We start from the raw sequence: 25,670 nt of genomic DNA, 5'->3' as shown, positions 1-25,670 counted from the left end.
CCGCCTCATGTCCCTGGGACCCCACCGTGCCCTGGCGCTGACCGCACGCGTCAGTTACCTGGATGCCCTGATCAAAGGGGTGCATGGGCTGGTGCAGGCTTGCACCGACGGTGCCCGCCTGCTGGCCAGCCAGTCGGCCGAACCGGGCCTCTACACCCGCCGCCGCGACCTGGTGCTGGACCTGCCCCGCGCCGTGCCGGCCTGGGAAGCCGCCCTCGACACCCGTTTGCAACTGGCTTTGCGCGACCTGCGCCTGGGCCGCAGCCTGCTCGCGCGGGTGGCGGGTGCGGACGCCGTGGACATCCCCCTGACGCTGGTTGACGACCACGTCATGGAGCGCGACCTCTCGGCCTCGCGGCTGGCGCAGGCGGTGGCCGACTTGACCGGCTCCGAGTACACCGACCTCAACGCGCGGCTGCAGGCCGTGGGCGGTCCGGTGGAGTCCAGCGGCACCCAGGTCGATGTGCTCAGCGTGGGCTGGCTGGCGCGTGGCGTGGTGGACAGCTGGCACGACGGTGGCCTGGCCGCCGCGCATTGGCAGACCTTGCAAAACGTGCTGCAGCACGAGGTGGCGCAGTGGGCCCAAGAGGCCTACCACGTGGCCAACAAGGCGCTGCTCGACCAGGGCGTGCGCCCGGAGATCGACCTGCGGCCTTTCATCCGCCGCGCGCGCGATGCGGGCGTGGCGTTGACCCGGCCGGGCGATGTGGACGACGTCGGGGGTGCTGGTTTCGCGCACTCAGGGGCACATTGGGGCGCACATTCGGGCACACATTCAGGCGCACCGGCCCGCACCGCCCCTGCGGGCAACAGCGGTTTGCAGCCGCTGGGCCGGCCTTACGAAGAAACCCGCTTGATGACGCAGACGCCGGCCATGGGGCGCGGCCAGTTGCAGTCGCAGGCCATGCTGGGCAAGCTGGCGGCGCTGGTGTCGCGCCAGGTGCCGGGTTTTGCGGCCACGGCGCCGATGCCGTCATCGTCCTCGGGTCAGGCGTCGCCGTCTGCTGCAAGGGTGTCGCCGGGTCTGGGCCAGGCCATCCAGCGCGTCACCGAGGTGGTGCGCCGCCAGGCCGACACCCAGCCGGGCACCGCGCCCGCCACGCCGGACGCCGTCCTGCAGGACCTGCGCCACAGCCAGAAGGCCCTCAAAGACGCCGCCGCCACGCCGGTGGAGCGCGCCACCATCGAGATCGTGGCCCTGCTGTTCCAGTCCATCCTGCAGGAAGAGCGCTTGCCCGCGGCGATCCGCGTGTGGTTCGCGCGCCTGCAGATGCCGGTGCTGCGCGTGGCCGTGACCGAGCCCGATTTCTTCGCCGCCACCAGCCACCCGGCGCGCATGCTGATCGACCGCATGGGCGCCTGCGTGATGGGCTTCGTGGCCGGCGAGCACGACAGCGAAGACGCCTTGCACGACGAGATCAAGCGCGTGGTGCAGGTGGTCGAGGCCTACCCCGACACCGGCCGGCGCGTCTTCCAGACCGTGCTGGGCGAGTTCGAGCGCTTCCTGGAAACCTATTTCCGTGACCAGAACCAGGCCAGCCGCATGGGCGTGTCCCTGGCGCAGCAGGTCGAGCAGCGCGAGACCTGGGCCATCCAGTACACCATCGAGCTGCGCAAGATGCTGGAGACCGTGCCCGTGCACGACGGCGTGCGCGAGTTCCTCTTCCGCGTCTGGGCCGATGTGCTGGCCCACAGCGCCGTGCAGACGGGCCAGGCCAGCGAGGCCACGCGCGAGCTCAAGCGCGCTGCCGCCGACCTGATCTGGTCGGCCAGCGCCAAGACCTCGCGCGAGGAGCGCGCCGAGGTGCTGCGCCGCCTGCCGCCGCTGCTCAAGCTGGTGCGCGAGGGGATGGTGCGTGCCGGTCTGGGTGCCGACGCGCAGGACGCGCACATCCAGGCCCTGAACACGGCCCTGGCCGCGGCGTTTTCGGCGCGCTCGGCGCCGCTGTCCTCGGCGCACCTGCGCGAGGTCACGCAGCGCCTGGAAGCCCTGGACGAACTGCTGCCCGACATCGCCGCCATGGAGCTGGACGCCGACACCCTGCGCGACCTCTCCGGTCACGAGTCCGAGAACCTCGAAGTGGTGGCCGAGGGCGGCACCATGCCCACGCCGGCCATGCAGGCCTGGGCCCGCGAGTTGCAGATTGGCGCCTGGTTCCAGCTCGACTACCGCGGCCGGCGCGAGCAGGTGCAACTGGCCTGGCAGGGCCTGAACAAGCAGCTCAGCCTGTTCGTGACGCCGCAGGGCCGGGGCGTGCTGTTCCAGATGCACCGCCTGGGCGCCTTCCTGCAGGCCGGCCTGCTGTTGCCGCTGGAGGAAGAGTCGCTGACCACCCGCGCGACCCGCCAGGCCCTGGCCAAGCTCGACGCCGACCCGGCGCGCCTGCTGAACTGAGCCAGACCCCCGCGGCCAGGCCCGCCTGCATCTCCCCCGGTGACCCGCCTCACCCCGGGACAAGTTGCGAGAAATAAGACACGATCTGCGTCCTTATCCTTCCACTTGGTGGAATGGCTTTTTGAGAGCATTGCATGGCCAGACATTGGAGCCGGAATGCTTTTCAAACGGAAACGGATCGAACGCGCAGACATGGTCGGGGCAGCCCGGTCGGGCTCGCTCGTGTCCTGCGCATCCGTGGAAACCGCCGAGGACGGCTTGCCTGTGCTCAGCCGCCTGTTCACCCAGCACGCCGACACCCAGGCAGACGTGATCCACGTGCTGCAGCGCGAGTGGAAGCGCCGCGTGCCCGCGACCGCCCTGGTGCTGGACCGCGGTCAGTACAGCCTGGCCGCCACCGAAGCCCCCGACGTGCCCCGCGAGGAGTGGGCCGAGGCCCTGCGCTGGCAGCTGTCCGACCTGGTCGAATACCCCGTCGATGACGCCGTGCTGCAGCTGCTGGCCGTGCCGGAAGCGACCCAGCTGCGCGCCAGCAACGCCAGCATCGTGCTGATGTGTTCGCACCAGCAAGCCTTGCAGCTGGACACCGAAGCCGCCGACGAGGGCATGGTCTGGTCGGCCATCGAGGTGCCTGAGACCGCCCTGCGCAACATCTGCGCCCTGGGCGAGGAAGATGGCAAGGCCCACGCCCTGATGGTGTTCGGCGAGCACTACAGCGTGCTGGTCGTGACCTTCCAGGGCGAGTTGCTGATGGCGCGCACCATCGAGGTGGCGCTGTCGTCGGACACCCAGGACGAGGGCAGCCGCAGCGCCGCCATCGGCCGCGCCGGCCTGGAAATCCTGCGCACCCTGGACACCTTCGAGCGCATCCACAGCCAGGTCGTGCTGGCGCATGTGTCGGTGGCGCTGCCGCAAGGCTTCGAGAACGCCATCGAGGTGCTGCGCGATCTGGTCTATCAGCCCCTGAAGTGCCTGCAGCTGTCCGAGCACCTCGACCTGAGTCGCATGGGCGAGCAGGGCGAGCGCATCGGTCAGGTGGCTTCGTTCAACGAACTGTGCGCGATCGGGGCTGCGCTGCGGCCTTGGTCGGAGCGCCGTGGCGTCTTGCAGATTTCGATGCAGCTGCCGCAGGGTGCGCTGGCCGAGCCTTCCTGGGGCCTGGAGAAGGGCGCGACCTGGGCCGGGGCCCTCGTGGCCGTGGCCGTGGTGGCATCCGTCGGTTTGAACCTGTGGGGCATGCGCCAGCAGCGCCTGGCCGATGAGCTGGAGAAGTCGGTGGCTGGCCTGGGTGGCACGACCACGGGCACCGCGCCGCGCCCGCGCATCCTGGTCGAGCTGGAAGAACTGCGCGAAACCGAGCAGCGCCAGCGTGCCATCAAGGATGCGCTCACGCGGATGTCTGCCGAGGCGGTGGGCAGCTACTCGGGCTACCTCAAGGCCTTGTCGCGCCAGAGCCAGGGCTCGCTGTGGATCACCGGGCTGACGGTGCAGCCCAACGGCCTGGACGTCGAGCTGCGCGGCCGCATGACCGACCCGCGTCAACTGCCGGTGTACCTGGAGCACCTGGCCGCCGAGCAGCTGTTCCGCGGTCGGCGCTTTGCGCAGCTGGAGATCAAATCCCTCGCCACCAGCGAGCAGACGGCCCACGCGAACGTCAGCGAATTCAGCCTGCGTGCACGTGCCAACGGTGCGGCCGCCGCGGCGTCTTCGGCCGATGCGGCGGATGGCAAGGAAGGGGCCCGCCCATGAAGTTCGCCTTGCCCGCACGCGTCACCGCAGGCCTGGCGGCTTTGCGGCGCCAGAAAGGGCCCACCACCCCTCCGCCCGAGGGCATGGCGCGGGCATCGGCGTCCCCGGCATCCCAGAAGTCTGCCTCGGCGCTGGCCGCTGTGCCGGCCTTGACCGCCAGCTGGCAGGAGTGGACGGGTCTGGCCTTGCGCCACTGGCGTCGCCTCAAGCGTGCCCACGCCGCCCGCACGGCCAGCGAGCGCAGGCTGTTGGTGCTGGGTGCCGTCGCCATCGCCTGGTTCATCTCGGACACCTTGCTGATTGGCCCTTCTTACGCCAGCTTCAAACAAACCTCGGCGCGCTACAACAAGGTGCGCTCCGAGCTCAACAGCAAGCGTGCTGAGAACCAGCGCGTCAGCAACGACATCCAGGCGATGACCGCCCAGCTCAAGGACGAGGTCGAGGCGGTGCGCCAGCGCGTGGCCGGCCAGAAGAAGGACATCGACTCCTTCCAGAGCGGTCTGGTGCCCGCGCGCGAGATGCGCCAGGTGCTGCAAGGCCTGCTGGCGCGCACTGACGGCGTGCGCCTGGTGTCGATGAAGACCCTGTCGCCAGAGGACACGGCCAAGCTGACGCCGGGCGTGCAGGACGTGCCCGGCATGTACCGGCACGGCCTGGACGTGCGCGTGACCGGCGGCTTCAACGACCTCTACGAATGGCTGGCCAGCATCGAGCGCCTGCCGCGCCGGCTGCTGTGGTCCGGCCTGCGTCTGGAGCTGGACGAAGAGCAGCGACTGTTCCTGTCGGTGCGCGTGATCACGCTCAGCCCCGATGCCGTGCCCCTGGAGATCTCTGCACCATGACGCGCCCCCCTTCCTTCGCACAGACGCTGCGGGCGCAGCGCGCCGTGTCGGTGGCCCTGGCCACCGTGGCCGCGGTGGGTGCCCTGGCTGCCGTGAGCACACCGTCGCCCACCCTGGCCCAACTGGCCGACCCGACCCGCGCGCCCTACGTGCTGCCTCGCAACGCCGCGCCCAGCCCGGGTGCCGCCGGGCTCAACCCGGCCACTGCCGCCCTGCTGCGTCAGGCCGGCGTGCCCGCGGGCGCCTTGGCCGGTGAGTCTGCCGGCGAGGCCGCCACGCGCGCCGCGCCCCCACCGCCCCCGAAGCCCCGCCACCGGCTGACGTCGGTGATGCTGGGCAATGGCGCTGGCCGCAGCGTCGCCATCATCGACGGCGAGGTGTACCGCGTGGGTGACAAAGTGCAAGGCGCGACCCTCACGGCCATCGACGCCACCGGTGTGCTTCTGGGCAGTGGCAAGGGCGCCGCCCGCTTGTCGCTGTTCGCGCGCCAGCCCGAAGGGGCGGCCTCCGCACCCAGCGCGAACCATGCAAAGGACAAGGGCCCTGCCTCCCCTGGGGGCTCCGCCCAGCCGGAGGCCGCACCCACCGCCATGCCGCAAGGCCAGGCCAACGCTTTCCCCTCTCTGCAGAACGGGGCCCGCCCCGACAAGGACACGCCATGAAGCAGCTCCTCACCGCCGTGGCCCTGGTCACCCTGACCTTGTGCGACCCCAGCCTGGGCTGGGCCGGCAAGCGCCGCGTGGTCACCCCAGCCGATGCCGATTTCGCCGGTGACAACGCCCGCCTGAGCTTCAACCTGGCCAGCCTGGACGCCCGCGCGCCGTTGGGGGCCCCGGTGAGCGCACCGTTGGCCGCGCCCGTGGCCGAGCCCGTGCCTGACCCCTCGCTGGACGCGGTGCCGCTGGTGCCCTCCAGCCTGGAGCGCAGCAGCGCCCGCCTGGCCAAAGCCAGCCCGCGCAGCCGCCGCTCCGAGGCTTTGCCGAGCGCGACCGGCGCCCAGCAAGCCTTGCCCGCCGCCATCCTGCCCGCACCCAGCGTGAACGCCGGCGCGGCCACCAACGTGGCGGCCAGCCCTGCCGCTGCACGCGACCCCGCACGCGACACCACCCGCTTCGACCTCGTCGTCAACAACGCGCCGGCCGCGCAGGTCTTCCTGCAGCTGGGCGCGGGCTCGGGCTTCACCGTGCTGGTGCCGCCCGAGGTCTCGGGCAACGTCACGCTCAACCTGCGCGGCACCAGCCTGCCCGAGGCCCTGGAGGCCCTGCGCGAGCTCTACGGCTACGACTTCCGCTACTCGGGCAGCCGCGTCTTCGTCTATCCGAACACCGTGCAGACGCGCATCTTCCGTGTCAACTACCTGCCAGGCCGCCGCCAGGGCGATTCGTCCCTGCGCGTGAGCTCCACCTCCATCTCCACCAACCGCAGCACCCCTGGCACGCCGGGCAGCACGGGCAGCACCCTCAGCAGCAACCCCCAGGGTGCGGGCAATGTGCAGGGCGACAACACCGCGCAGGTGCGCACCTCCTCGGACGCCGATTTCTGGCGCGACGTCCAGACTTCTTTGACCAGCATGGTAGGCAGCGCCGATGGCCGTGGCGTGGTGCTGAACGCCGGGTCCGGCGTGATCGTGGTGCGTGCCACCCCCGCCGAGTTGCGCCATGTGGGCGACTACCTCAAGGCCGTGCAGCTGACCATCGAACGCCAGGTGATGCTGGAGGCCAAGATCATCGAGGTCTCGCTGAAAACGGAAAGCCAGGCCGGCATCAACTGGCAGCTCTTCCGCGGCAACGCCAGCGGCCACAAAGCCGGCATCGGCATCGTCGCGCCGGGCGCCACCATCAGCGGCACGGGCGCCATCAGCGCACCGGGTGTGACGATCAACCCGGGCGCCAGCATCACCACCACGGCGCTGGGCAAAGGCTTCTACGGCCTGGCCTTCCAGGCGGCCAACTTCTCGGCCCTGCTGAACTTCCTGGAAACCCAGGGCGAGGTGCAGGTGCTGTCCAGCCCGCGCATCGCCACGCTGAACAACCAGAAGGCCGTGCTCAAGGTCGGCAGCGACGAGCTCTACGTGGTCAACGTGACGGCGGTGCAGTCGGTCACCACCACCGGCAACACCAGCAACACCTCGGCCGTGCCCACGGTGGAGCTCAAGCCCTTCTTCAGCGGCATCGTGCTGGACGTGACCCCGCAGATCGACGCCTCGGGCGCCATCATGCTGCACGTGCACCCGTCCATCAGCGTCGTCACCGAGCGCAACAAGGACCTCACCCTCGGCCTGCAAGGTTCCTACTCCTTGCCCTTGCCGGTGGCCTCCATCAGCGAGACCGACAGCATCGTGCGGGTGATGGACCGCCAGATCGTTGCCATCGGCGGCTTGATGACGCAGCAGGCCACGTCCGACCGCTCCGGCGTGCCGGGTGTCAGCGAGGTGCCGGTGTTCGGCAACCTGTTCAAGCAACGCGACTCGACCCGTTTCAAGCGCGAGCTGGTGGTGTTGATCAAACCCACCGTGATCGGTGACGACGGCAACGGTTTCGAGGGCGACCAGCCCGATCCCGTCATGCTCAAGCCGCAGTGAGGTCCGACATGCCCGTGCCCCAGAAATTCCGACTCGGCGACCTGCTGGTTCAGGCCGGCCTGATCACCGATGCGCAACTGCAGGAAGCCTTGCAGGAGCAGCGCAACAGCGGGCGCAAGCTGGGCCGCGTGCTCATCGACCGCGAGTGGTTGACCGAGGCCCAGATCGCCAAGGCCGTGGCGCGGCAGATCCATGCGCCCTTCGTGGACCTGGTGCACTTCCCGCTCAAGCCCGAGCTGGCGCAACTGCTGCCCGAAACCCACGCACGCCGCATGCGCGCCATCGTGCTGGACGAAACCCCGGCCGGCCTGATGATCGGGATGGCCGACCCGACCGACATCTACGCCTACGACGAGATCGCCCGCTTGCTCAAGCGCAACGTGGACATCGCCGTGGTGACCGAGTCGCACCTGCTGACGGCGCTGGACCGCGCCTACCGCAGCACCAAGGAAATCGAAGGCCTGGCGCGCGAGTTGACCAGCGAACTCGCCGGCATCGAGAGCGACCTGGGCGACCTGCTGGGCATCGACTCGACCAGCAACGAAGACGCGCCCGTGGTGCGCCTGCTGTACTCGGTGTTCGAGCAGGCCCTGCGCATGCGCGCCTCCGACATCCACATCGAGCCGCAGGAAAAGATCCTGCGCATCCGCTTCCGCATCGACGGCGTGCTGCACGTGCAGACCGAGGCCGATGCCAAGATCGCCAGCGCCGTGGCCCTGCGCCTCAAGCTCATGTCGGGCCTGGACATCTCGGAGAAGCGCCTGCCGCAGGACGGCCGCTTCGCCGTGCGCCTCAAGGACGGCAACGTCGATGTGCGCATCTCCACGCTGCCCTCGCAGCACGGTGAATCGGTGGTGATGCGTTTGTTGAGCCAGAGCACCGGCATGCTCGACCTCAACAAGCTGCAGATGCCCGCGGGCATGCGCAACGCCCTGACCGCAGCGATCGCCAAGCCGGCCGGCATGATCCTGGTGACCGGGCCCACCGGCTCGGGCAAGACGACCACGCTGTACGCCGCACTCAACGCGCTCAACAGCACCGAGCGCAAGATCATCACCGTCGAAGACCCGGTCGAGTACCGCCTGCCCGGCCTCAACCAGGTGCAGGTGCACGACAAGATCGACATGACCTTCGAGCGCATCCTGCGCTCCGCCTTGCGCCAGGACCCGGACGTCATCCTGGTGGGCGAAATGCGCGACAAGACCACCGCCGAAATCGGCATGCGCGCGGCCATGACCGGCCACCTGGTGCTGTCCACCCTGCACACCAACGACGCGTCCTCCACACCCGCCCGCCTCATCGACATGGGCGTGCCGCAGTGGATGGTGGCGCTGTCGCTGCAACTCGTGGTGGCGCAGCGCCTGGTGCGCACCATCTGCCCCATGTGCACCACCCACTGCGAGCCCACGCCGCAGGAGCTGGTGTGGCTCAAGAACGAGCTGGGCGCCGAGGTGGACACCAGCGGCGTCTCCCACGGACCAGGCTGCCCCGAGTGCAACCAGACCGGCTACAAGGGCCGCACCGGCGTCTATGAATTCCTGCAGATGACGCTGCCCCTGGTGGACGCCATGAGCGCGCAGGACCCGACGGCCTTCTCCAAGGCCGCGCGCGAGCAGATGGCCGGCAACACCTTGCGCCGCGACGCCGTGCGCCTGGCCTTGAGCGGGCGCACCACCGTGGCCGAGGCCATGGGCGTGAGCGCACAGATCGACTGAGGCAGGGTGCACCGAGATGGGACGCTTCGTTTACAAAGCCCGCGGGCCCTACGGCCAGGTCGAAGGCGTGCAGGAGGCCGCGACCACCGCGCAGGTGGCCGCCATCCTCAAGAGCAAAGGCCTCATCCCGGTGAAGATTTCGGCCGATGCCGCCACCGCCGCCGCACTGGCCAGCAACCTGGGCGTGGGCGGCAGCATGGTGGACCTGGGCGGCAAGCAGGGCATCCAGCTCTTTGCGCCCAAGGTGGAGCGCTCGGACGTGATGCTCTTCAGCCGACAGATCCACACCCTGCTCAAGGCCGGCGTGCCCATCTTGCGGGCGCTGGCGGGTTTGCAGGAAACCACGACCAACCCGGCCATGAAGGCCGTCATCCTGGACCTGCGCCGCAGCCTGGAGTCGGGCGTGGACCTGGCCACCTCGGTGGCCACGCACCCGAAGATTTTCGACAGCTTTTACGTGGCCATGATCAAGGTGGGCGAGGCCTCGGGCCAGATCGACCAGGTCTTCATGCGCCTGTACAAGCACCTGGATTTCGAACAGTTCATGAAGCAGCAGGTCAAGTCGGCCCTGCGCTACCCCAGCTTCGTCATCATGGCCATGGTCGGCGCGATCACCGTCATCAACGTGATGGTGGTGCCCGCCTTCGAAGGCGTGTTCAAGAGCCTGGGCGCCAACCTGCCGGTGCCCACGAAAATCCTGATCGCCAGCTCCAACCTCACGCTCAATTACGGTTGGTGGCTGCTGGGTGGGGCGGTGGCCGGCGCCTTCCTGTTCAAGCAGTGGATCGCCTCGGTCGAAGGCCGCATGGTCTGGGACCGCCTGCTCATCAACATGCCCCTGGTCGGGCCCATCGTCACGCAGGCGGCGCTGTCGCGCTTTGCCCGCGCCTTTTCGCTGTCGCTGCGCAGCGGCGTACCACTGGAGCGCGCCCTCACCAGCGTGGCGCAAACGGCCGACAACAAATACATCAGCGCCCGCATCGACGGCATGCGCGAGGCCATCACGCGGGGCGACTCGCTCACCCGCGCGGCCGTGGCCACGGGCGTGTTCACGCCCATGGTGCTGCAGATGCTGGCCATCGGCGAAGAGACCGGCATGCTCGACGAGCTGCTGGACGAGATCGGCGAGGTCTATGGCAGCGAAGTCGAGTATTCCCTGAAAACCCTGGCCCAGCAGATCGAACCCATCCTGGTGATCTTTCTGGGCGCAATCGTGCTGTTGTTGGCACTTGGCGTGTTCATGCCGATGTGGGAAATGGGCCGCGCCACCATCAAGCATTGATCGCACATGCCGAAAACCAAGACAGCTTTCTTTTTTCCCCACCCGCACGAGGTCTTCACCATGCAACAACGTCGTCAAGCCGGCTTCACCATGATCGAGCTGATCGTGGTCATCGTCATCCTGGGCATCCTGGCCGCCACCGCCCTGCCCAAGTTCCTGGACCTCAAGTCCGATGCACAGCAGTCGGCACTGGACGGCATGGCAGGCACCGCCTCCAGCGCCATGTCGCTGAACTACGCCGGTTGCTCGGCGACGGGCCACAAGACCGCCGGTGCCGATGCCGCCAAGTGCACGAAGGTCGATGACTGCAACAAGCTCACCGCCATCCTGCAAGGCGGCCTGCCCACCAAGTTCACCGTGACCGCGGCCGCGCTGGCCACCAACGGCGCCACCGCCGAGTGCGTGCTGTCCATGGCCGACTACGCCCCGACCGCGAAGTTCACCGGCATCGGCGCAGGCAACTGAGCCTGAGCTTGCGCGGAAGGCCGGGCCGCGGGTGCCGGGCTTTCTGCGTCTTTGTTCAATTTTTTCAAAGCAGCCGGTCATATGCCTCGGTTACACATCGTTACCGTCTGGACAAGGGGCGAACCCGCCAGCACAGTGACGACGTGATCCATGTCAAGCCAAGAGGTGCCAAGATGAGTGCGTTGTTCAAGCAAGTGCTGGGGCGGTTGAAGTCCGCCAGCCAGGGCGTGGCCGTGGGCCTGGCCTTGGGCTGCTGTGCAACGCTGGCGCAGGCTGCGGCCACCACCGCGGGCACGCTCAAGGTGCTGGTGCCCAGTCAGACGGGCTTCAGCCCGCAGGCCTACACCTCGGCCAACCTCAAGACGGTGGACTTCGACACCACCTTGCTGACCAACACCGCCGGTGTGACGCAAGGCAGCACGTCGGCCACGGGCGGTGGGGGCTGGAGCACCACGACGACGGCCAGCCCTGCGCCCACCGGTTTTGCCAGCAAATTCGCACGCGTGGCGTCGGGCACCAGTGGCTCATCGCAAACGCAGCTCAGCTTCACCAATGGCACGGGCTACGTCAGCTTCCTGTGGCACCTGGGCACGGGCGACAGCGACAACACCATCCGCATCAACCTGAGCAATGGTGACTACCGCACGCTCACCAACTGCCCGGACGCCAGCACCACCTGCGTGGGCGGCTACGACACCGTCAACTTCTTCCAGGGCTTCTTCAACGTCCTGCTCGGTCTGACGGGGCAGGTGAACGAGACCCAGTCCGTGCGGGTCGTGTACACCCCGCCCGCCGGCGTGCTGGTGACCTCGGTGCAACTGACGGCCGTGCGCCACCAGGTCTGCGCGTTCTGGTTCCTGTGCTCCTGGGACAACCGCAACCTCAGCATCGACAACCTGAGCTACGACGACAACACCGATGGCGCGCCCTTGATGGTGCTGGACCACGTCGAGGTGGTGGCCAGCAACGCTTCGGGCCTGACCTGCCAGAACAACACCTTCAAAGTGCGTGCCTGCGCCAACGCGGCCTGCACCACCCTTTACACCAAGGGCGTGACGGGCACGGTGAACTTCACGCGCTCGGACGGCGGCGCCTCGCGCGCGGTGGCCTACAGCATCGCCAGCGGCTCGGCCTATTCGGGCGACTTGTCGGTGAGCATGCCGTCCAACTGGGGCAGCTCGACCACCTGGAACACCGCCGCCACGTCGGTGCCGGTCGCGGCCGCGTCGTCGATGTGCGCCTTCGGCACTTTGGTGGGCAGCAGTGCGTGCGCCTTCACGGCCAACAAGACCGGTTTGTTGCTCTCCTTGCCCGCAGGCATCGCCGGTGACCCGCAGACGCTGACCGCGACCCTGGTGTCAGAGAACCTGTTCGGCGCGTGCACCTCGCCCTCGGGCTCGGGCAGCCTGACGTCCACCGTCACGGCAAAGTACGGCGTGGCCACGAACACCACCGTGGCCACCTTGCTCAGCTCCGGCAGCAGCAGCACGCTGAAAACGCTGACCAGCGGCTCGGCCATCACCGGCCTGACCACGGGCGTCAGCTCGGCCGTGGGCACCAACACCTTCAGCTATGCCGATTCGGGTCAGGTGCAACTGGACGTCACCGTCACGGGCTTGTCAGGCACCCTCAGCAGCCTGCTGGGCGTGAAGAACAGCGTGGTGACCACGGTGGTGCCGGCGGCACTCAAGGTCGAGCCGGTCATCGGTGGCAACATCGTGCTGACCAACCCGAAGCTGGCGGCCGGGGGTGATTTCCAGCTGCGCATCACGGCCTTGAACAAGGCGGGGGCCATCTTGAAGAACTTTGGCGCCGAGCCGGGCCTGGGTGCGGTGAACCTCACCAAGGCATTGCTCAAGCCTGCGGGCGCTGCGCTCAAGAACAACCCTGACCTGGCGATGGGCCTGATCAGTTTCAACAACGGCATTTCGCTGCTGACCCTGTCCTGGGACGAGGTGGGCTCGCTGGACTTCGTGGCGTCGCTGGCCGACTACCTGGGCTCAGGCAAGTCGGTCGAAGGCAAGCTGACCGACACCGTGCCTCCGGGCTTGCGCCTGGTGCCCGCCAAGTTCGGTCTGAGCGCCACCCCGCGTTGCTCGGCCACAGAAGGTGCCAGCAACATCGCTTTTGCCTATGCCGGTCAACCCATCGACGTCACCGTCACGGCCCTGAACGCCGACGGCGTGATCACGCAAAACTACGACGGCACGGCGGCCAGCCCCACGGACCGTCTGGCCAACAGCGTGAGCATCGCCACGGCCGGTGGCGCCAACAGCGGCACCTTGGGTGGCAGCCCCGTGTTGGCCGCCACGGCCTTCGCCAACGGCTCGGGCAGTGGCACCATCACTTACGGCATGACGAACAAGCTGTCGGCGCCTGACACCGTCACCCTCACCGCTTCGGACGCCGACGTCAACACCGTCAAGAGCACGCCTGCGGTGCTGGTGCGCAGCGGCCGCATCAAGCTGTCGAACGCCTTTGGCTCCGAGAAGTCCGTGCTCGACATGCCCATCCAGGTGCAGTACTGGACGGGCAAGTCGTGGACGGCCTCGAACGACAGTTGCACCAACGCCTCGGTGGTGACGACCGGTGCCCTCAAGCGCAATGCCTACAAGTCGCACGCCGGTGCGGTGTCGTCGGCCTGGGCCACCACGGCTTCGTCTGTGACCCTGACGGGTGGCGTGGGCAAGTTGACGCTGACGGCGCCAGGTGCGGGCAAGACCGGCACCGTGGACGTCGAGCTGGACCTGACGGCCTCGGGCGCCAACCTGCCGTGGTTGCAGTCCCTGGACGACGCCTGCGGGACCAACACGGTGTGCAACCCCAAGGCGCGCGCTTCGTTCGGGGTGTACTCTCCGGAATCGAAGAAGACCGTCAACATCCGCAATGTGTTTTGAGCCAGGACGACGCCATGTGAACCCTCTCGAGCGCCAGTGTGGCCGCGGCTACACCATGGTCGAGCTGGTCATGGTGATCATCCTGGCCAGCATCCTGGCGGCGGTGGCCCTGCCCAAGCTGGACGTGGCCACGAACGTGCGCGATGACATCTGGCGCGACGGGCTGCTGTCCGGCCTGCGCTTCGCACAGAAGTCGGCGGTGTCGCACCGCAGGCTGGTGTGCGCCACCGTCAGCGACACGCAAATCTCCCTGCAAATTGCCTCGGTCAACCCGGCCACGGCCTGCGACACCGACCTCATCGGGCCGCGCAGCACCGGCGTGTTCGCCACCAGCGGCAGCGGCAGCACCCAGACGGCCGTGTCACCCGCGGGCACCATCTATTTCCAGCCCGACGGCCGCACCACCACCGACGGCGCAGGCGCCACCGTGTCCGCACGCACCGTGACCATCACGGGCGTGGGCACGGCCATCGCCATCACCGGGGAGACCGGCCATGCGGAGTGAGGCCTCGAAAAAGGCCTCTCGCGCGCCGGTGTTCACCGCACGCGTGGCGCAGCGTGGCTTCACCATCATCGAAATGGTGGTCGCCATCGTCGTCATCGGCGTGGGCGTGGCGGGGCTGTTGTCGGCCTTCAGCATGAGCGTGCGCAACAGCGCCGACCCCATGCAGGTCAAGCAGAGCCAGGTGGTGGCCGACGAAATCATGGAAGAGATCCTGCTCAAGCCTTACAACTCGACGGCGACCAGCGCGTCGGTCGGCTGTGCGCGCAACCAGTTCTACGACGTGGCGGCCTACAACGGCCACACCACGACCGGCAAGATCTGCGACGTCGATGGCGTGGCGATCGCGGCGCTCGATGGCTACTCGCTGAAAGTCGATGTGGTGGCGACCACGCTCAATGGCGTGACGGCGGCACGCAAGATCACCGTGACCGTGACGCGGGGCACCGAGAACTACGTCCTGGTCGGCTGGCGCACGGACTACGCATCATGATGGGCGCCCGTCCGGCCTCACAGCGCGGCCTGACCATCATCGAACTGGTGGTCGTGATGGTGCTGGTCGCGGTGGTCGCCGCGGGCGTGGCGTCCATCGTGGGCCCGAGCGTGCAGTCGTACGGCGCGGTCAAGCTGCGCGCGCAAATGACCGACGAGGCGGACACGGCGGTGCGCCGCATGGTCAACGACGTCCAGCGCGCCGTGCCCAACTCCATCCGCGCGCCGTCCACCAACAAGTGCTTCGAGCTGATCCCCGCGGTGGCCGGTGGCCGCTACCGCATGGCCGCTGACACCTCGCCCGGGCACGACAGCGCCGGTTGTTCGCCCAGCACGACCTGTTCCGCGCCGCTGGACACGACCCAGTCCACCTCGGTCTTCGACAGCCTGAGCGCCTTGCCCCTCACGCCCGCCATCGGGGATTGGATCGTCGTCAACAACCAGAACAGCAACGATGTCTATGACGGCTACAACCGGTCGGCCATCACCGGCTTTGCGGCGGCACCGGCAGCCTGGATGGGCGCACACCGCATCAGCATCAACGCCAAGCAGTTCTCCCAGGGCTACGACGGCGGGCGCTACCTCGTCGTGCCCAACAACCAGCGTGCGGTGTTTTACGTGTGCAGTGGCGCCGATGGCAGCACCGACACCGCCGGCAATGGCAAGGGCGTGCTCTACCGCCTGAAGAACTACGGCTTCAACCCGACCTACCCGGCGGCCTGCCCGAGCGTGGCGGGCGCGGACGTGATCCTCAAGGGCATCGTGAACTGCACGGTGACTTACAACCCGAACCAGGGTTCCACCCAGCAAAGCGGCTACCTGCTGCTGGACCTGGACCTGTCCCGCAACGCGGAGGCCGTTCACCTGACGATGGGTGCGCACGTCTCCAACGCGCCCTGAGCGCATCGCCTTCGAAAGTTCCTCGCCATGGCCATGCCCGTCCACGATCTGCACAGCCCGCGCCCGCCGCGTGCGTGGCGCCGTGCGATGGGCTGCGGTCGCACTTCAGCCAGGGGCTTCGGTGCGGTCGCGGCCATGATCGTGCTGGTCTTGCTGGCCACCTTGGCGGCGGCCATCGTGCGGTTGAACTGGACGCAGCAAATGGGCAGCGCGCAAGACATCGGTGCCTCGCGCGCGGCCCAGGCGGCGCAGGCGGGCGTGCAGTGGGGCCTCTACCAGGCGCTCAAGTCTGGCTGGAAAACCAGTTGCGGCGCGGCTCAGACCCTGGACCTGCGCGCCGACACAGGCTTTCGCGTCACCGTGAGCTGCGCCTCGACCGACTACAGCGAGGGCGAGTCGGTGTCGGGCACGCCGCAGACCATCCGCCTCTACACGCTCACGGCCGTGGCCTGCAATGGCGCGGCCAACACCTGTCCGGACGCCGGCTCGGTGGCTGGCCCCGGCTACGTCGAGCGGCGTCAGGAAGTGCAGGCGGTGGACGCGCGCTGAGCGTCGCCCGGCGCGGCGTTGTCCTGCGCCACTTCGCTGCTGTGCGCCATCAGCAAGGCCTCGAAAGCTTCTTCCTTCATGGGTCGGCCCAGGTGGTAGCCCTGGGCTTCGTCGCAACCGTGGGCTTTCAGGAAGTCGGCCTGCGCCTGGGTCTCGACGCCCTCGGCCACGATGCCCACTTCCAGGCGGTGGCCCATGGCGATCAGCGCGGCCACCAGGCGGCTGTCGCCACCGGATTGCGGCACGGCGCTCAGGAAGCTGCGGTCGAGCTTGAAGCGGTCCACCGGCAACTCGCGCAGGTAGGCGAAGCTGGAATAGCCCACGCCGAAGTCGTCGATGGCGATGCCCACGCCGAGTGCACGCAGCTGCATCAGCACATCGGCGGCGCGCAGCGATTCACGCACCACCACGCTCTCGGTGATCTCCAGCTCCAGCGCGGTGGCAGGCAGGCCGGTCTCGGCCAGGGTGCGCGCCACGGTGTCGATCAGGTCGGGCTGGTCGAGCTGCAGCGCCGACAGGTTCACCGCGATGCGCAGGGGCCAGCCGCTGAGCTCACGCCACTGCTGGGCCATGGTGCAGGCGCGCTGGAGCACCCACTCGCCCATGGGCACGATCAGGCCGGTTTCTTCGGCCAGCGGGATGAAGTCCGAGGGGGGGATCAGGCGGCCGCCATGATCCCAGCGCAGCAGGGCTTCGGCGCCGGTGATGCGGCCACTGCGGCAGTCGAACTGCGGCTGGAAGTGCAGGCGCAGCTCGTCGCGCTCCAGCGCCTTGTAGAGGTCGTTTTCCAGCAGCAGCGTGTCGGGCGTGACGCTGACCATCTTGTCGCTGAACACCTGCACGCGGTTGCGGCCACGGCTCTTGGCCTGGTACATGGCCAGGTCGGCATGGCGCATCAGCGTGACGGCGTCGCTGCCGTGCTGCGGGTAGAGGGCCAGCCCGATGCTGGGCGTCACGCGCAGCTCGTGGCCGTCCAGGCGCAGCGGCTCGGCGAACTGCTCCATCACTTTCTGGGCCACGCGCTCGCCGTCCTCGATGGCGGTGATGCAGGGCAGCAGCACCACGAATTCGTCGCCACCCAGGCGGGCCACGGTGTCCGAGGTGCGCATGGCCTGGCGCAGGCGGCGTGCCACTTCGATGAGCACGGCGTCGCCGAGGTGATGGCCCAGGCTGTCGTTGATCTTCTTGAAGCGGTCCAGGTCCAGGAACATCATGGCCATGAAGTGGCCTTCGCGCTCGGCCGCCACCAGGCTGTGCTTGAGCTGCTCTTGCAGCATGTTGCGGTTGGGCAGGCCGGTCAGCGCATCGTGCAAGGCCATGTGCTGGACCTGGTTCTCGGCCTCGCGGCGCGAGGTCACGTCGTGGGCCATCACCAGGTAGCCACTTTGCGTGCCGTACTCGCTGTTCATTTCCGTGATGAGCAGCTCGGCCAGCAGGCTGGAGCCGTCCTGGCGCACCAGCGTCCATTCCGCGGCCAGCCCCGGCGAGGCCTGGGCCACGTGGTTGAGCACGTCCAGGGTCTGCACCGCCTGGCCCAGGCGCATGGTCAGCAGGCGCGCGCGCTCGGCCACCTGTTGTTCATCGAAAAAGCGTTCGATGGAGAAACGCCCGACCAGCTGGTGGGCCTTGTAGCCCAGCAGGTGCTCGCCCGCGGGGTTGACCGTCTGCACGATGCCGTGCTGGCTGAGCACGAAGATGGCGTAGGGCGCGTTGTGCACGATCACGCGGCGCATCTCATCGACCTCGTTGAGCTGGCGGTGTGCCTCCATCACGGCGTGCTCGGCCGCTTGCTGGGCGCTGAGGTCGCGCACCACGCCGATGTACTGACGCACGCCGTTCAGCGACATCGTGCTGATGGACAGCTCCAGCGGGAAGCGCTGGCCACCGGCGCGCAGGCCTTCGGTGTGGCGGCCCAGGCCGTCCATGCCCACGCGCTGCGTCTGCAGGAAGCCCTCGACGCGCATGCCCGCTTCCTGTGAGCCCGCCTCCGGCAGCAGCAGCTTGAGGTGCTGGCCCACGATGGCCGATTCGCTGTGCCCGAACATGCGGCACACGGCCTGGTTGGCGCTGAGGATGCGGCCCGAGGGCGCCACCGTCAGGATGCCGTCCACGGTGTGGTCCACCACCGAGCGCAGGCGCTGCTCGCTGTCGCGCGCCTGCTTGCTCATGCGTTGCGCCATCTCGGCGGCGCGCGCATGCCGACCTGCGGCACTGCGCATCATCAGGCAGATGGCCAGGGTGAAGCCGCCGCCACCCAGCAAGAGTGCCAGCGGGTAGGCCTGGGCCAGGGCTTGCACGGGGGCGCGCGTGAACTGCAGCCGCCAGTGGCGCCCGGCCACCTCCAGCGTGTGGACCTGCACATCGCTGGGGTCGCTGTCGGCCACGGGGCGCAAGGCCTTGGGCAGGCGTGCGCTGTCGAACAGCGTCGGGGTGTCTGCCGCGGGGTCGTCGATGCGCAGGTGCAGGTGCTGCCACGCCGCGCCGTTGTCGGCCTGGGCCACCATGTCACTCATGCGGATGGCACCGCTGACCAGGCCCTGGAAGGCCGCGCGGCGGCCCGCCACGGTCTCGGGGCGATCGCCGTGGCGGTACACCGGCAGCCGCACCACCAGGCCCAGCGGGTCTTTGCCGCCCTGGATCAGCTGGATGGGGGGCGACACCTGCATGGCACCGCTGTCTCGGGCCTTTTCCATCAGCTCGCGGTGCACGACGCTCTGGGCCGGGTCGTAGCCGAAGGCGCTGCGGTTGCGCGCCATCGGCTCCAGGTACGCGATGGGCATGTAGTCGGCGCGCTCCCCGGCGGGGTGGACACGGAAATCCGGGTAGCCCTCGGGTGCGACGCTGCGGTCGTTGCGCATCTGCGCCTCGAAGGCGGCTTTCTCGCTGTGCTTGAGCAGCGGGGCGTACTGCACGGCCAGCAGCGCCGGGTACTCGCTCTCGGCATGCAGGTTGCGGTAGTGCTCGTGGAAGGTCTTGCGCGACACCTGCCCGTTGACCGCAAACATCGACTGGAAGCTCACCAGCACGTCCAGGTGGTGGTCCACCAACTGGTCGAGGTGCAGGGCGAGCTCGCGCGCGTCGGCCGCGAAAGCGGCGTCTGCGTCCCGCTGGAGGCGTTGTCCGGCGTACCACCAGCCCAGACCGCTGAGCAGCAGCCCGGCCAGCAGCATCAGCCACGAAGCCTGCTTCCAGCGCAGCGATTCTTGTTGGGTTTCTTGAAATTCCGACTGCATCCCGATCCTCGGACAAGGGGCGCCCAGCCGCACGGCGTGGCAAGGCGCGTCCTCGGGTATCGGCGGGGGGGCGGTCGGTCTTGATGCCTGCGTGTCGCGGCAGGCACCCTCTTGCGCGAAAGTGGGCCCCGGTTCGTGCGTTAGGTCACGGCCACACGGGGTGGCTCACTGCCCGCGGGCCATGGCCATCAGGCGCGCGACGCGCTCCTCGGTGGCCGGGTGCGTCGAGAACAGGCCCTTGATGCCACCGGCCGACAGCGGGTTCATGATCATCATCTGCGCCGTCTCGGGGTGGGCCTCTGCCGGGCCCAGGGGGATGCCCTGGGCGTAGCGGTGGATCTTGTCGAGCGCGCTGGCCAGGGCGGCCGGGTCGCCCGAAATTTCGGCGCCACCGCGGTCGGCTTCGAACTCGCGCGCGCGGCTGATGGCCATCTGGATCAGGCTGGCGGCCAGCGGTGCCAGGATGGCCACGGCGATGCCGGCCAGCGGGTTGGCCGGACGGCCTTCCGAGTCGCGGCCACCGAAGAACACGGCGAAGTTCGCCAGCATCGAGATGGCACCGGCCATGGTCGCGCTGACGGTGCTGATGAGGATGTCGCGGTGCTTGACGTGGGCCAGTTCGTGCGCCATCACGCCGCGCAGTTCGCGTTCGGTCAGCACGTTGAGGATGCCGGTGGTCGCGGCCACGGCGGCGTGCTCGGGGTCGCGCCCGGTGGCGAAGGCGTTGGGCGCGGCCTCGTCGATCAGATAGACCTTGGGCATGGGCAACTCGGCGCGCTGGGCCAGCTCGCGCACCATGGCGTAGAAGCGCGGCGCGGTGGTTTCGTCCACCTCGCGGGCGTTGTACATCTTCAGCACCATCTGGTCCGAGAACCAGTAGCTGAAGAAGTTCATGCCCACGGCCACGACCAGCGCGAGCATCATGCCGGTGCGACCGCCGACCATGCCGCCAATGGCCATGAACAGGGCGGTGATCGCCGCCATCAGGACGGCGGTTTTCATCAGGTTGAACATGTCATCGGGCCTCCTGACCCGTCAAGTGTGAGGGCACACCACCCCATGGTGGCAGATGCACATGTGCGGCGCATCGACCGCGTTTCAAGCCAATGAGGCCGGCAGGGTGCAGCTTTGCAGAAATTCACGTGCAGCCACCCGCTTGCCCCCCGGTCGTTGCAGCGTGTGCAAGGCCAGCGCCTGTTCGCCGCAGGCCACCACCAGGGTGTCGCCCTCGGCGCGCAGCACTTCGCCGGGCTGGCCGCTGGCCGGCACCACGCTGGCGCGCCAGAGCTTGACCACCTCGTCCTTGTCCTTGCCGGGGGCGGTGTGCACCGTGAAGGTCGTGCCGGGGAAGGGGTCGAAGGCGCGCACGCGGCGCTCGATCTCGGTGGCGGGCAGGTGCCAGTCGATGGCCGCTTCGGCCTTCTCGATCTTGTGGGCGTAGTTCACGCCCTCGGCCGGTTGGGGCGTGGCCTGCAGCGTGCCCGCGGCAGCCTGGGCCAGCGCCTGGACGATGCAGCGGCCACCGAGCGCGGCCAGGCGGTCGTGCAGCGCGGCCGTGGTGTCGTCCGCGCCGATGGCTTCCCGCGTGATCAGCAGCATGTCGCCCGTGTCCAGGCCCGCGTCCATCTGCATGATGGTGATGCCGGTTTCGGCGTCACCGGCCTCGATGGCGCGGTGGATGGGCGCGGCCCCGCGCCAGCGCGGCAGCAGGGAGCCGTGGATGTTCAGGCAGCCCTGGCGGGGCAGGCTCAGTGTCCATTGCGGCAGGATCAGGCCGTAAGCGGCCACCACCATCACATCGGCGTGCGCCGCCTGCAGCGCCTCGCGCGCGGCGGCCGCTTCATCGGGGTACTTGCCATCGAGCCTGAGGCTGTGCGGCTGTGCCACGGCGATGCCGTGCTGCTGCGCCAGCTGCTTGACCGGCGAGGCCTGCAGCTTCATGCCGCGCCCGGCGGGGCGGTCGGGCTGGGTCAGCACCAGGGGCACGGTGTGGCCGGCCGCCAGGATGGCGTCCAGCGCCACGGCGGCGAATTCGGGCGTGCCGGCAAAGGCCACGCGCAGGGCGGTTGCACTCATGGGGCGGCGCTCAGGCCTCGTCCTTGCCGCGCTTGACCATCTTGGTCTTGATGCGGTTGCGCTTGAGCGGCGAGAGGTATTCCACGAAGACCTTGCCCAGCAGGTGGTCCAGCTCGTGCTGCACGCACACGGCCAGCAGCTCGTCGGCATCGAACTCGTAAGGCTGGCCGTCGCGGTTCAGCGCGCGCACCCGCACGCGGGCGTGGCGGTCCACCTTGTCGTAGATGGTGGGCACCGACAGGCAGCCTTCTTCCCAGACGATCATCTCGTCGCTGGCCGCGATGATTTCCGGGTTGATCAGCACGCGCGCATCGTTGCGCTCCTCGCTGGTGTCGATGACGACCACGCGCTCGTGCACATCGACCTGGGTGGCGGCCAGGCCCACGCCCTTGGCCTCGTACATGGTGGCCAGCATGTCATCGACGAGCTGGCGGATGCGGTCGTTCACCTCGGCCACCGGTTTGGCGACGGTGTGCAGGCGGGGGTCGGGGTAGCGGAGGATGGGCAGCAGGGCCATGTCGGGTCGGTGCCAGGTCAGGCAGAAAGGGGCTGGAGGGCGGTCGATGATTGTGGAACCCGCACAACGGCAGGCGCGCCGAAGGGGACATCACCCGTCGTAACACCGCGCAATACTGATTGCGACGGGTCAACGTTTGCGGGCAGAATCATTTGATCATTGCCTGGATTTTGCCGTGTCTGGCGCGTCCGTGCACCTGCTGTTCATTGGAGACCGTGTTGATGACCCAGCGATCGCTGCCCCAAGCTGCGCACACCCCCTCGCGTCCTGACCTGCGCGCGCCTGCCCGAAGCGCCGCTGCCGTGGCCGCCGCCGTGAGCGGGTTGCTGGTGGCCACCTTGGCATCGTCGGCCCGTGCCGAGCCCAACTTCCCCATCTCCCCGCAGCAGCGCAGCACCGCCCAGCAGGTGGCCGAAGCCGGCGTGCCGCTGTCCGAACTCTCGCCCAACGCGCCCGACAGCCACACCGTCAAGCGCGGCGACACCCTCTGGGGCGTGTCGGGCCTCTTCCTGAAGTCGCCCTGGCGCTGGCCCGAGCTGTGGGGCATGAACCTGCAGCAAATCCGCAACCCGCACCTGATCTTCCCCGGCCAGATGCTCTACCTCGACAAGAGCAACGGCCGCGCCCGCCTGCGCGTGGGCCAGGTCCTGAGCGACAGCAGCGGCAACGCCAGGCTGTCGCCGCGCGTGCGCGAGGGCAACCTCGACGATGCCATCGCCACGGTGCCCCTCCACCTGCTGGAGCCCTTCTTCAACGAGGCCGTCATCTTCGACAGCAGCGACGAGCTGCTCAAGGCCCCGCGCCTGGTGGCCACGCAAGAAGGCCGCGTGCTGCTATCGCGCGGCGAAACCGCCTATGTGCGCGGAGAGCTGGGCGGCCGCCGCGACTGGCGCCTGTTCCGCGAGCCCAAGCCCCTGCGCGACCCGGCCACCCGCGAGGTGCTCGGCTACGAAGCCCAGTTCGTGGGCACGCTGGCCCTGGTGCGTGAAGGCGCCGAAGGCACGGGTGCCGATGGCCAGCCGCTGGTCGTGCCGTCCACCTTCACCGTCAACAGCATCCGCCAGGAAGCCGCGGTGGGTGACCGCCTGGCCCCCGTGCCCCCGCGCGACTTCAACAACATGGCGCCGCACGCACCGCGCCAGGACGTCGCGGGGCAGTTGGTCTCCATTTACGGCGATGCGCTCAGCGCCGGCCAGAACCAGATCGTCGCGCTCAACCGTGGCAGCCGAGATGGCCTGGACCGCGGTGCCATCCTGGCCCTCTGGCGCGACGGCCGCACCATCCGCGACATGACCCTGGCCGACAAGCCCACGATCAAGTTGCCCGATGAGCGCCATGGCCTGCTGCTGGTGTTCCGCGTGTTCGACCGCATGTCCTACGCGCTGATCCTCAACGTGAAAGAGCCGGTCAAGGCGGGCGACCGTTTCACCCAGCCCTGACCCAGCCCTGACCCAGGACCGATCCCGGAGATCGCCGGAGGCGACCGCGGCGTTGGCCCCGGTGTGTCCGATGGACCTGCCAGATGCACTTGCCCGATGGACCGCCTTGAACTGAGCGCCTGGCTGCGCCTGCTGATGACGCCCGGTGTCGGGCCACTGAGCGCGCGCAAGCTGCTGGCGGCCTTCGGCTCGCCCCAGGCGGTGTTCGATGCCAGCCCCTCGGCGCGGCGGGCGGTGCTGTCGCGTGACATCGCCTCCCTGTCCACCCCGCCCGAGGGCCTGGCCGAGCAGCTGGACCTCAGCTGGGACTGGTGGCAGGGCGAGGCCCTCGCCGAGCGCACCATCCTGACGCTGGCCGACCCGCGCTACCCGGCCGCGCTGCTGGAGGCGGCCGACCCGCCCTTGCTGCTGTTCGCCGAGGGCGATTTGCGCTTGCTGCAGACACCGGCCGTGGCCATCGTGGGCAGCCGCCACGCCACCACGCAAGGAGAGGAAAACGCCCGGGCCTTTGCCGAGGTGTTGAGCCAGGCGGGCGTGACGGTCGTGTCCGGCCTGGCGCGTGGCATCGACGCGGCGGCGCATGAAGGGGGCCTGGCCGCCGTGGCAGAAGGCGGACGTGACGGCGGCAGCACCATCGCCGTCCTGGGCACGGGTTTGCTGCAGATCTACCCCAAGGGCCACACCGCGCTGGCGCGCCGCATTGGACAGCACGGCCTCTTGCTCAGCGAGTTCCTGCTCGACACCCCCGCGCTGCGCGCCAATTTCCCCAAGCGCAACCGCATCGTCGCGGCCCTGTCGCGCGGCACCCTGGTGGTGGAGGCCGCGGTGCAATCGGGCTCGCTCATCACCGCCCGCCTCGCCGCAGAAATGGGTCGGGAGGTGCTGGCCATCCCCGGCTCCATCCACGCGCCCCAGGCCCGCGGCTGCCACGCCCTCATCAAGCAGGGCGCCAAGCTGGTGGAGACCGCGCAAGACGTGATGGAAGAGCTGCGCCTGGACGTCGCTGTTGTGCGCCACCCAGCCGAGGCGGGCGATGCGGCCGATGCGGCCGATGCGGTGTTCGCCGATGCCGATGCGCCAGGTCACGCCGATCCTGTCCTCACCGCCCTTGGCTTCGACCCGGTCAGCCAGGAGGCGCTCTCGGCGCGCACCGGCATGGGGCCGGCCGAGCTCGGCGTGCGCCTGCTGGAGCTCGAACTCCTGGGCGAGGTCGCCCGCCTGCCGGGACAGCTGTTCCAGCGCGTCGGCCGGGCCTGAAGAACTGCTGCACGGGTCTGCTGCACGGGTCTGCTGCACAATCGCTGCGTGACGAAGACACTGAACCTGGGCCTGGCGCCCTACGAGCCGACGATGGCCGCCATGCAGGCCTTCACCGAGCAGCGCACCGCGAAGCCCAGCGAGGACACGCCCGATGAGATCTGGGTGTGCCAGCACCCGCCCGTCTTCACCCAGGGCCTGGCCGGCAAGGCCGAGCACCTGCTGTTCAATCCGCCCGGGCCCGACCACATCCCCGTGGTGCAGACCAACCGCGGTGGCCAGGTGACCTACCACGGCCCGGGCCAGGTCGTGGCCTACCCGCTGCTGGACCTCCAGCGCCGCGGCTACTTCGTCAAAGAGTACGTCTATCGCGTCGAGCAGGCCGTGCTGCGCACGCTGCAGGATTTGGGCGTCACCGGCCACCGCGTGGCGGGCGCCCCCGGCATCTACGTGCGCCTGGACGACCCCTTCGCCCACGCCGCGCTCACCGGGCCGACCGACCCCGCCGCCCCCTTCCGCGGCCTGGGCAAGGTCGCCGCTTTGGGCATCAAGGTCTCGCGGCACTGCACTTACCACGGGGTGGCGCTCAACGTGGCCATGGACCTCGCCCCCTACGGCCGCATCAACCCCTGCGGCTACAACGGCCTGAACACGGTGGACCTCGCCAGCCTGGGCGTGCCGGTGTCGTGGGACGAAGCCGCGGGCCGCCTGGTCCAGCACCTCGACAGCTTCCTGGCGCCCTGAAACCATCGCCGAGCACCGAGCCAGCGGTGGGTGGA

At 68.8% G+C, this 25,670-nt stretch carries 20 protein-coding genes; 16 read left to right on the top strand and 4 right to left on the bottom strand.

All coding sequences use genetic code 11. From position 1 onward, the window contains the following. Positions 1-7 precede the first annotated feature (7 nt). The 13 genes from EV672_RS12970 to EV672_RS12910 all read left to right on the top strand — a co-directional run bounded on the left by EV672_RS12970 (position 8) and on the right by EV672_RS12910 (position 16,369). A complete protein-coding gene (locus EV672_RS12970; protein WP_133609885.1) occupies positions 8-2,395 on the top strand; it encodes a DUF1631 family protein in 2,388 nt (795 codons plus the stop codon). A gap of 222 nt (positions 2,396-2,617) precedes the next feature. Continuing rightward, entirely contained in the window at positions 2,618-4,144 is a 1,527-nt protein-coding gene (locus EV672_RS12965; RefSeq protein WP_133609883.1) for a type IV pilus biogenesis protein PilM, read from the top strand. After that, positions 4,141-4,986 (top strand): hypothetical protein, encoded by an 846-nt coding sequence (locus EV672_RS12960; protein WP_133609882.1) that lies wholly within the window; start codon positions 4,141-4,143, stop codon positions 4,984-4,986. Before EV672_RS12965 ends, EV672_RS12960 begins: the two co-directional genes overlap by 4 nt. After that, entirely contained in the window at positions 4,983-5,648 is a 666-nt protein-coding gene (locus EV672_RS12955; RefSeq protein WP_133609880.1) for a hypothetical protein, read from the top strand. The genes EV672_RS12960 and EV672_RS12955 overlap by 4 nt, the downstream gene beginning before the upstream one ends. Then, on the top strand, positions 5,645-7,567 hold the full coding sequence (gene mshL / locus EV672_RS12950; protein WP_243738682.1) for a pilus (MSHA type) biogenesis protein MshL: 1,923 nt from the start codon (positions 5,645-5,647) through the stop codon (positions 7,565-7,567). Before EV672_RS12955 ends, mshL begins: the two co-directional genes overlap by 4 nt. Before the next feature lie 8 nt (positions 7,568-7,575). Next, positions 7,576-9,282 (top strand): GspE/PulE family protein, encoded by a 1,707-nt coding sequence (locus EV672_RS12945; RefSeq protein ID WP_133609878.1) that lies wholly within the window; start codon positions 7,576-7,578, stop codon positions 9,280-9,282. Positions 9,283-9,298: 16 nt separating this feature from the next. Further along, positions 9,299-10,564 (top strand): type II secretion system F family protein, encoded by a 1,266-nt coding sequence (locus tag EV672_RS12940; protein ID WP_133609877.1) that lies wholly within the window; start codon positions 9,299-9,301, stop codon positions 10,562-10,564. Positions 10,565-10,624: 60 nt separating this feature from the next. Next, positions 10,625-11,029, top strand: a complete 405-nt coding sequence (locus EV672_RS19270; protein WP_133609875.1) for a type II secretion system protein — start codon at positions 10,625-10,627, stop codon at positions 11,027-11,029. A 173-nt stretch (positions 11,030-11,202) separates the two neighbouring features. Further along, entirely contained in the window at positions 11,203-13,926 is a 2,724-nt protein-coding gene (locus tag EV672_RS12930) for a DUF8613 domain-containing protein (protein WP_133609874.1), read from the top strand. A gap of 16 nt (positions 13,927-13,942) precedes the next feature. Beyond that, complete coding sequence (locus tag EV672_RS12925; protein ID WP_243738681.1) at positions 13,943-14,431, top strand: pilus assembly FimT family protein; 489 nt, start codon at positions 13,943-13,945, stop codon at positions 14,429-14,431. Next, a complete protein-coding gene (locus EV672_RS12920) occupies positions 14,421-14,921 on the top strand; it encodes a prepilin-type N-terminal cleavage/methylation domain-containing protein (protein ID WP_133609871.1) in 501 nt (166 codons plus the stop codon). Before EV672_RS12925 ends, EV672_RS12920 begins: the two co-directional genes overlap by 11 nt. Continuing rightward, positions 14,918-15,820 (top strand): prepilin-type N-terminal cleavage/methylation domain-containing protein, encoded by a 903-nt coding sequence (locus EV672_RS12915; RefSeq protein WP_133609869.1) that lies wholly within the window; start codon positions 14,918-14,920, stop codon positions 15,818-15,820. Before EV672_RS12920 ends, EV672_RS12915 begins: the two co-directional genes overlap by 4 nt. 27 nt (positions 15,821-15,847) lie before the next feature. Further along, positions 15,848-16,369: an MSHA biogenesis protein MshP gene (locus EV672_RS12910; protein WP_243738680.1), complete on the top strand. Its 522-nt coding sequence runs from the start codon at positions 15,848-15,850 to the stop codon at positions 16,367-16,369. Here EV672_RS12910 and EV672_RS12905 read toward each other — a convergent pair. From EV672_RS12905 to def, 4 genes are all read right to left on the bottom strand, one after another. Further along, positions 16,339-19,602: a bifunctional diguanylate cyclase/phosphodiesterase gene (locus EV672_RS12905; protein WP_133609867.1), complete on the bottom strand. Its 3,264-nt coding sequence runs from the start codon at positions 19,600-19,602 to the stop codon at positions 16,339-16,341. The genes EV672_RS12910 and EV672_RS12905 overlap by 31 nt on opposite strands. Before the next feature lie 165 nt (positions 19,603-19,767). Then, a complete protein-coding gene (htpX, locus tag EV672_RS12900) occupies positions 19,768-20,616 on the bottom strand; it encodes a zinc metalloprotease HtpX (RefSeq protein ID WP_133609865.1) in 849 nt (282 codons plus the stop codon). A gap of 84 nt (positions 20,617-20,700) precedes the next feature. Next, positions 20,701-21,663, bottom strand: coding sequence for a methionyl-tRNA formyltransferase (fmt, locus tag EV672_RS12895; protein WP_133610069.1), 963 nt, complete (start codon positions 21,661-21,663; stop codon positions 20,701-20,703). Between the two features lie 25 nt (positions 21,664-21,688). Beyond that, on the bottom strand, positions 21,689-22,195 hold the full coding sequence (gene def, locus EV672_RS12890; RefSeq protein ID WP_133609863.1) for a peptide deformylase: 507 nt from the start codon (positions 22,193-22,195) through the stop codon (positions 21,689-21,691). A 221-nt stretch (positions 22,196-22,416) separates the two neighbouring features. On the opposite strand from def, the gene EV672_RS12885 reads away from it, so the two are divergent. From EV672_RS12885 to lipB, 3 genes are all read left to right on the top strand, one after another. After that, the gene (locus EV672_RS12885; protein ID WP_133609861.1) at positions 22,417-23,634 is read left to right on the top strand and encodes a LysM peptidoglycan-binding domain-containing protein; all 1,218 of its coding nucleotides are present in this window, start codon (positions 22,417-22,419) and stop codon (positions 23,632-23,634) included. A gap of 96 nt (positions 23,635-23,730) precedes the next feature. Beyond that, a complete protein-coding gene (gene dprA / locus EV672_RS12880; RefSeq protein ID WP_133609859.1) occupies positions 23,731-24,891 on the top strand; it encodes a DNA-processing protein DprA in 1,161 nt (386 codons plus the stop codon). A 93-nt stretch (positions 24,892-24,984) separates the two neighbouring features. After that, positions 24,985-25,635, top strand: a complete 651-nt coding sequence (lipB, locus tag EV672_RS12875) for a lipoyl(octanoyl) transferase LipB (RefSeq protein WP_133610067.1) — start codon at positions 24,985-24,987, stop codon at positions 25,633-25,635. Positions 25,636-25,670: the final 35 nt, after the last annotated feature.

The sequence above is a fragment of the Aquabacterium commune genome (assembly GCF_004362855.1).
Lineage (GTDB): Bacteria > Pseudomonadota > Gammaproteobacteria > Burkholderiales > Burkholderiaceae_C > Aquabacterium > Aquabacterium commune.
This window is presented reverse-complemented; position numbering and strand designations above follow the sequence as displayed.

Coding starts and splice junctions, on each gene's coding strand:
- EV672_RS12930 (WP_133609874.1), top strand. CDS start 11,203: ATGAGTGCGTTGTTCAAGCAAGTGCTGGGGCGGTTGAAGTCCGCCAGC.
- htpX (WP_133609865.1), bottom strand. CDS start 20,616: ATGTTCAACCTGATGAAAACCGCCGTCCTGATGGCGGCGATCACCGCC.
- mshL (WP_243738682.1), top strand. CDS start 5,645: ATGAAGCAGCTCCTCACCGCCGTGGCCCTGGTCACCCTGACCTTGTGC.
- EV672_RS12915 (WP_133609869.1), top strand. CDS start 14,918: ATGATGGGCGCCCGTCCGGCCTCACAGCGCGGCCTGACCATCATCGAA.
- EV672_RS12910 (WP_243738680.1), top strand. CDS start 15,848: ATGGCCATGCCCGTCCACGATCTGCACAGCCCGCGCCCGCCGCGTGCG.
- EV672_RS12885 (WP_133609861.1), top strand. CDS start 22,417: ATGACCCAGCGATCGCTGCCCCAAGCTGCGCACACCCCCTCGCGTCCT.
- def (WP_133609863.1), bottom strand. CDS start 22,195: ATGGCCCTGCTGCCCATCCTCCGCTACCCCGACCCCCGCCTGCACACC.
- EV672_RS12960 (WP_133609882.1), top strand. CDS start 4,141: ATGAAGTTCGCCTTGCCCGCACGCGTCACCGCAGGCCTGGCGGCTTTG.
- lipB (WP_133610067.1), top strand. CDS start 24,985: ATGGCCGCCATGCAGGCCTTCACCGAGCAGCGCACCGCGAAGCCCAGC.
- EV672_RS12940 (WP_133609877.1), top strand. CDS start 9,299: ATGGGACGCTTCGTTTACAAAGCCCGCGGGCCCTACGGCCAGGTCGAA.
- EV672_RS12955 (WP_133609880.1), top strand. CDS start 4,983: ATGACGCGCCCCCCTTCCTTCGCACAGACGCTGCGGGCGCAGCGCGCC.
- EV672_RS12920 (WP_133609871.1), top strand. CDS start 14,421: ATGCGGAGTGAGGCCTCGAAAAAGGCCTCTCGCGCGCCGGTGTTCACC.
- EV672_RS12945 (WP_133609878.1), top strand. CDS start 7,576: ATGCCCGTGCCCCAGAAATTCCGACTCGGCGACCTGCTGGTTCAGGCC.
- EV672_RS12970 (WP_133609885.1), top strand. CDS start 8: ATGTCCCTGGGACCCCACCGTGCCCTGGCGCTGACCGCACGCGTCAGT.
- EV672_RS12905 (WP_133609867.1), bottom strand. CDS start 19,602: ATGCAGTCGGAATTTCAAGAAACCCAACAAGAATCGCTGCGCTGGAAG.
- EV672_RS19270 (WP_133609875.1), top strand. CDS start 10,625: ATGCAACAACGTCGTCAAGCCGGCTTCACCATGATCGAGCTGATCGTG.
- dprA (WP_133609859.1), top strand. CDS start 23,731: ATGGACCGCCTTGAACTGAGCGCCTGGCTGCGCCTGCTGATGACGCCC.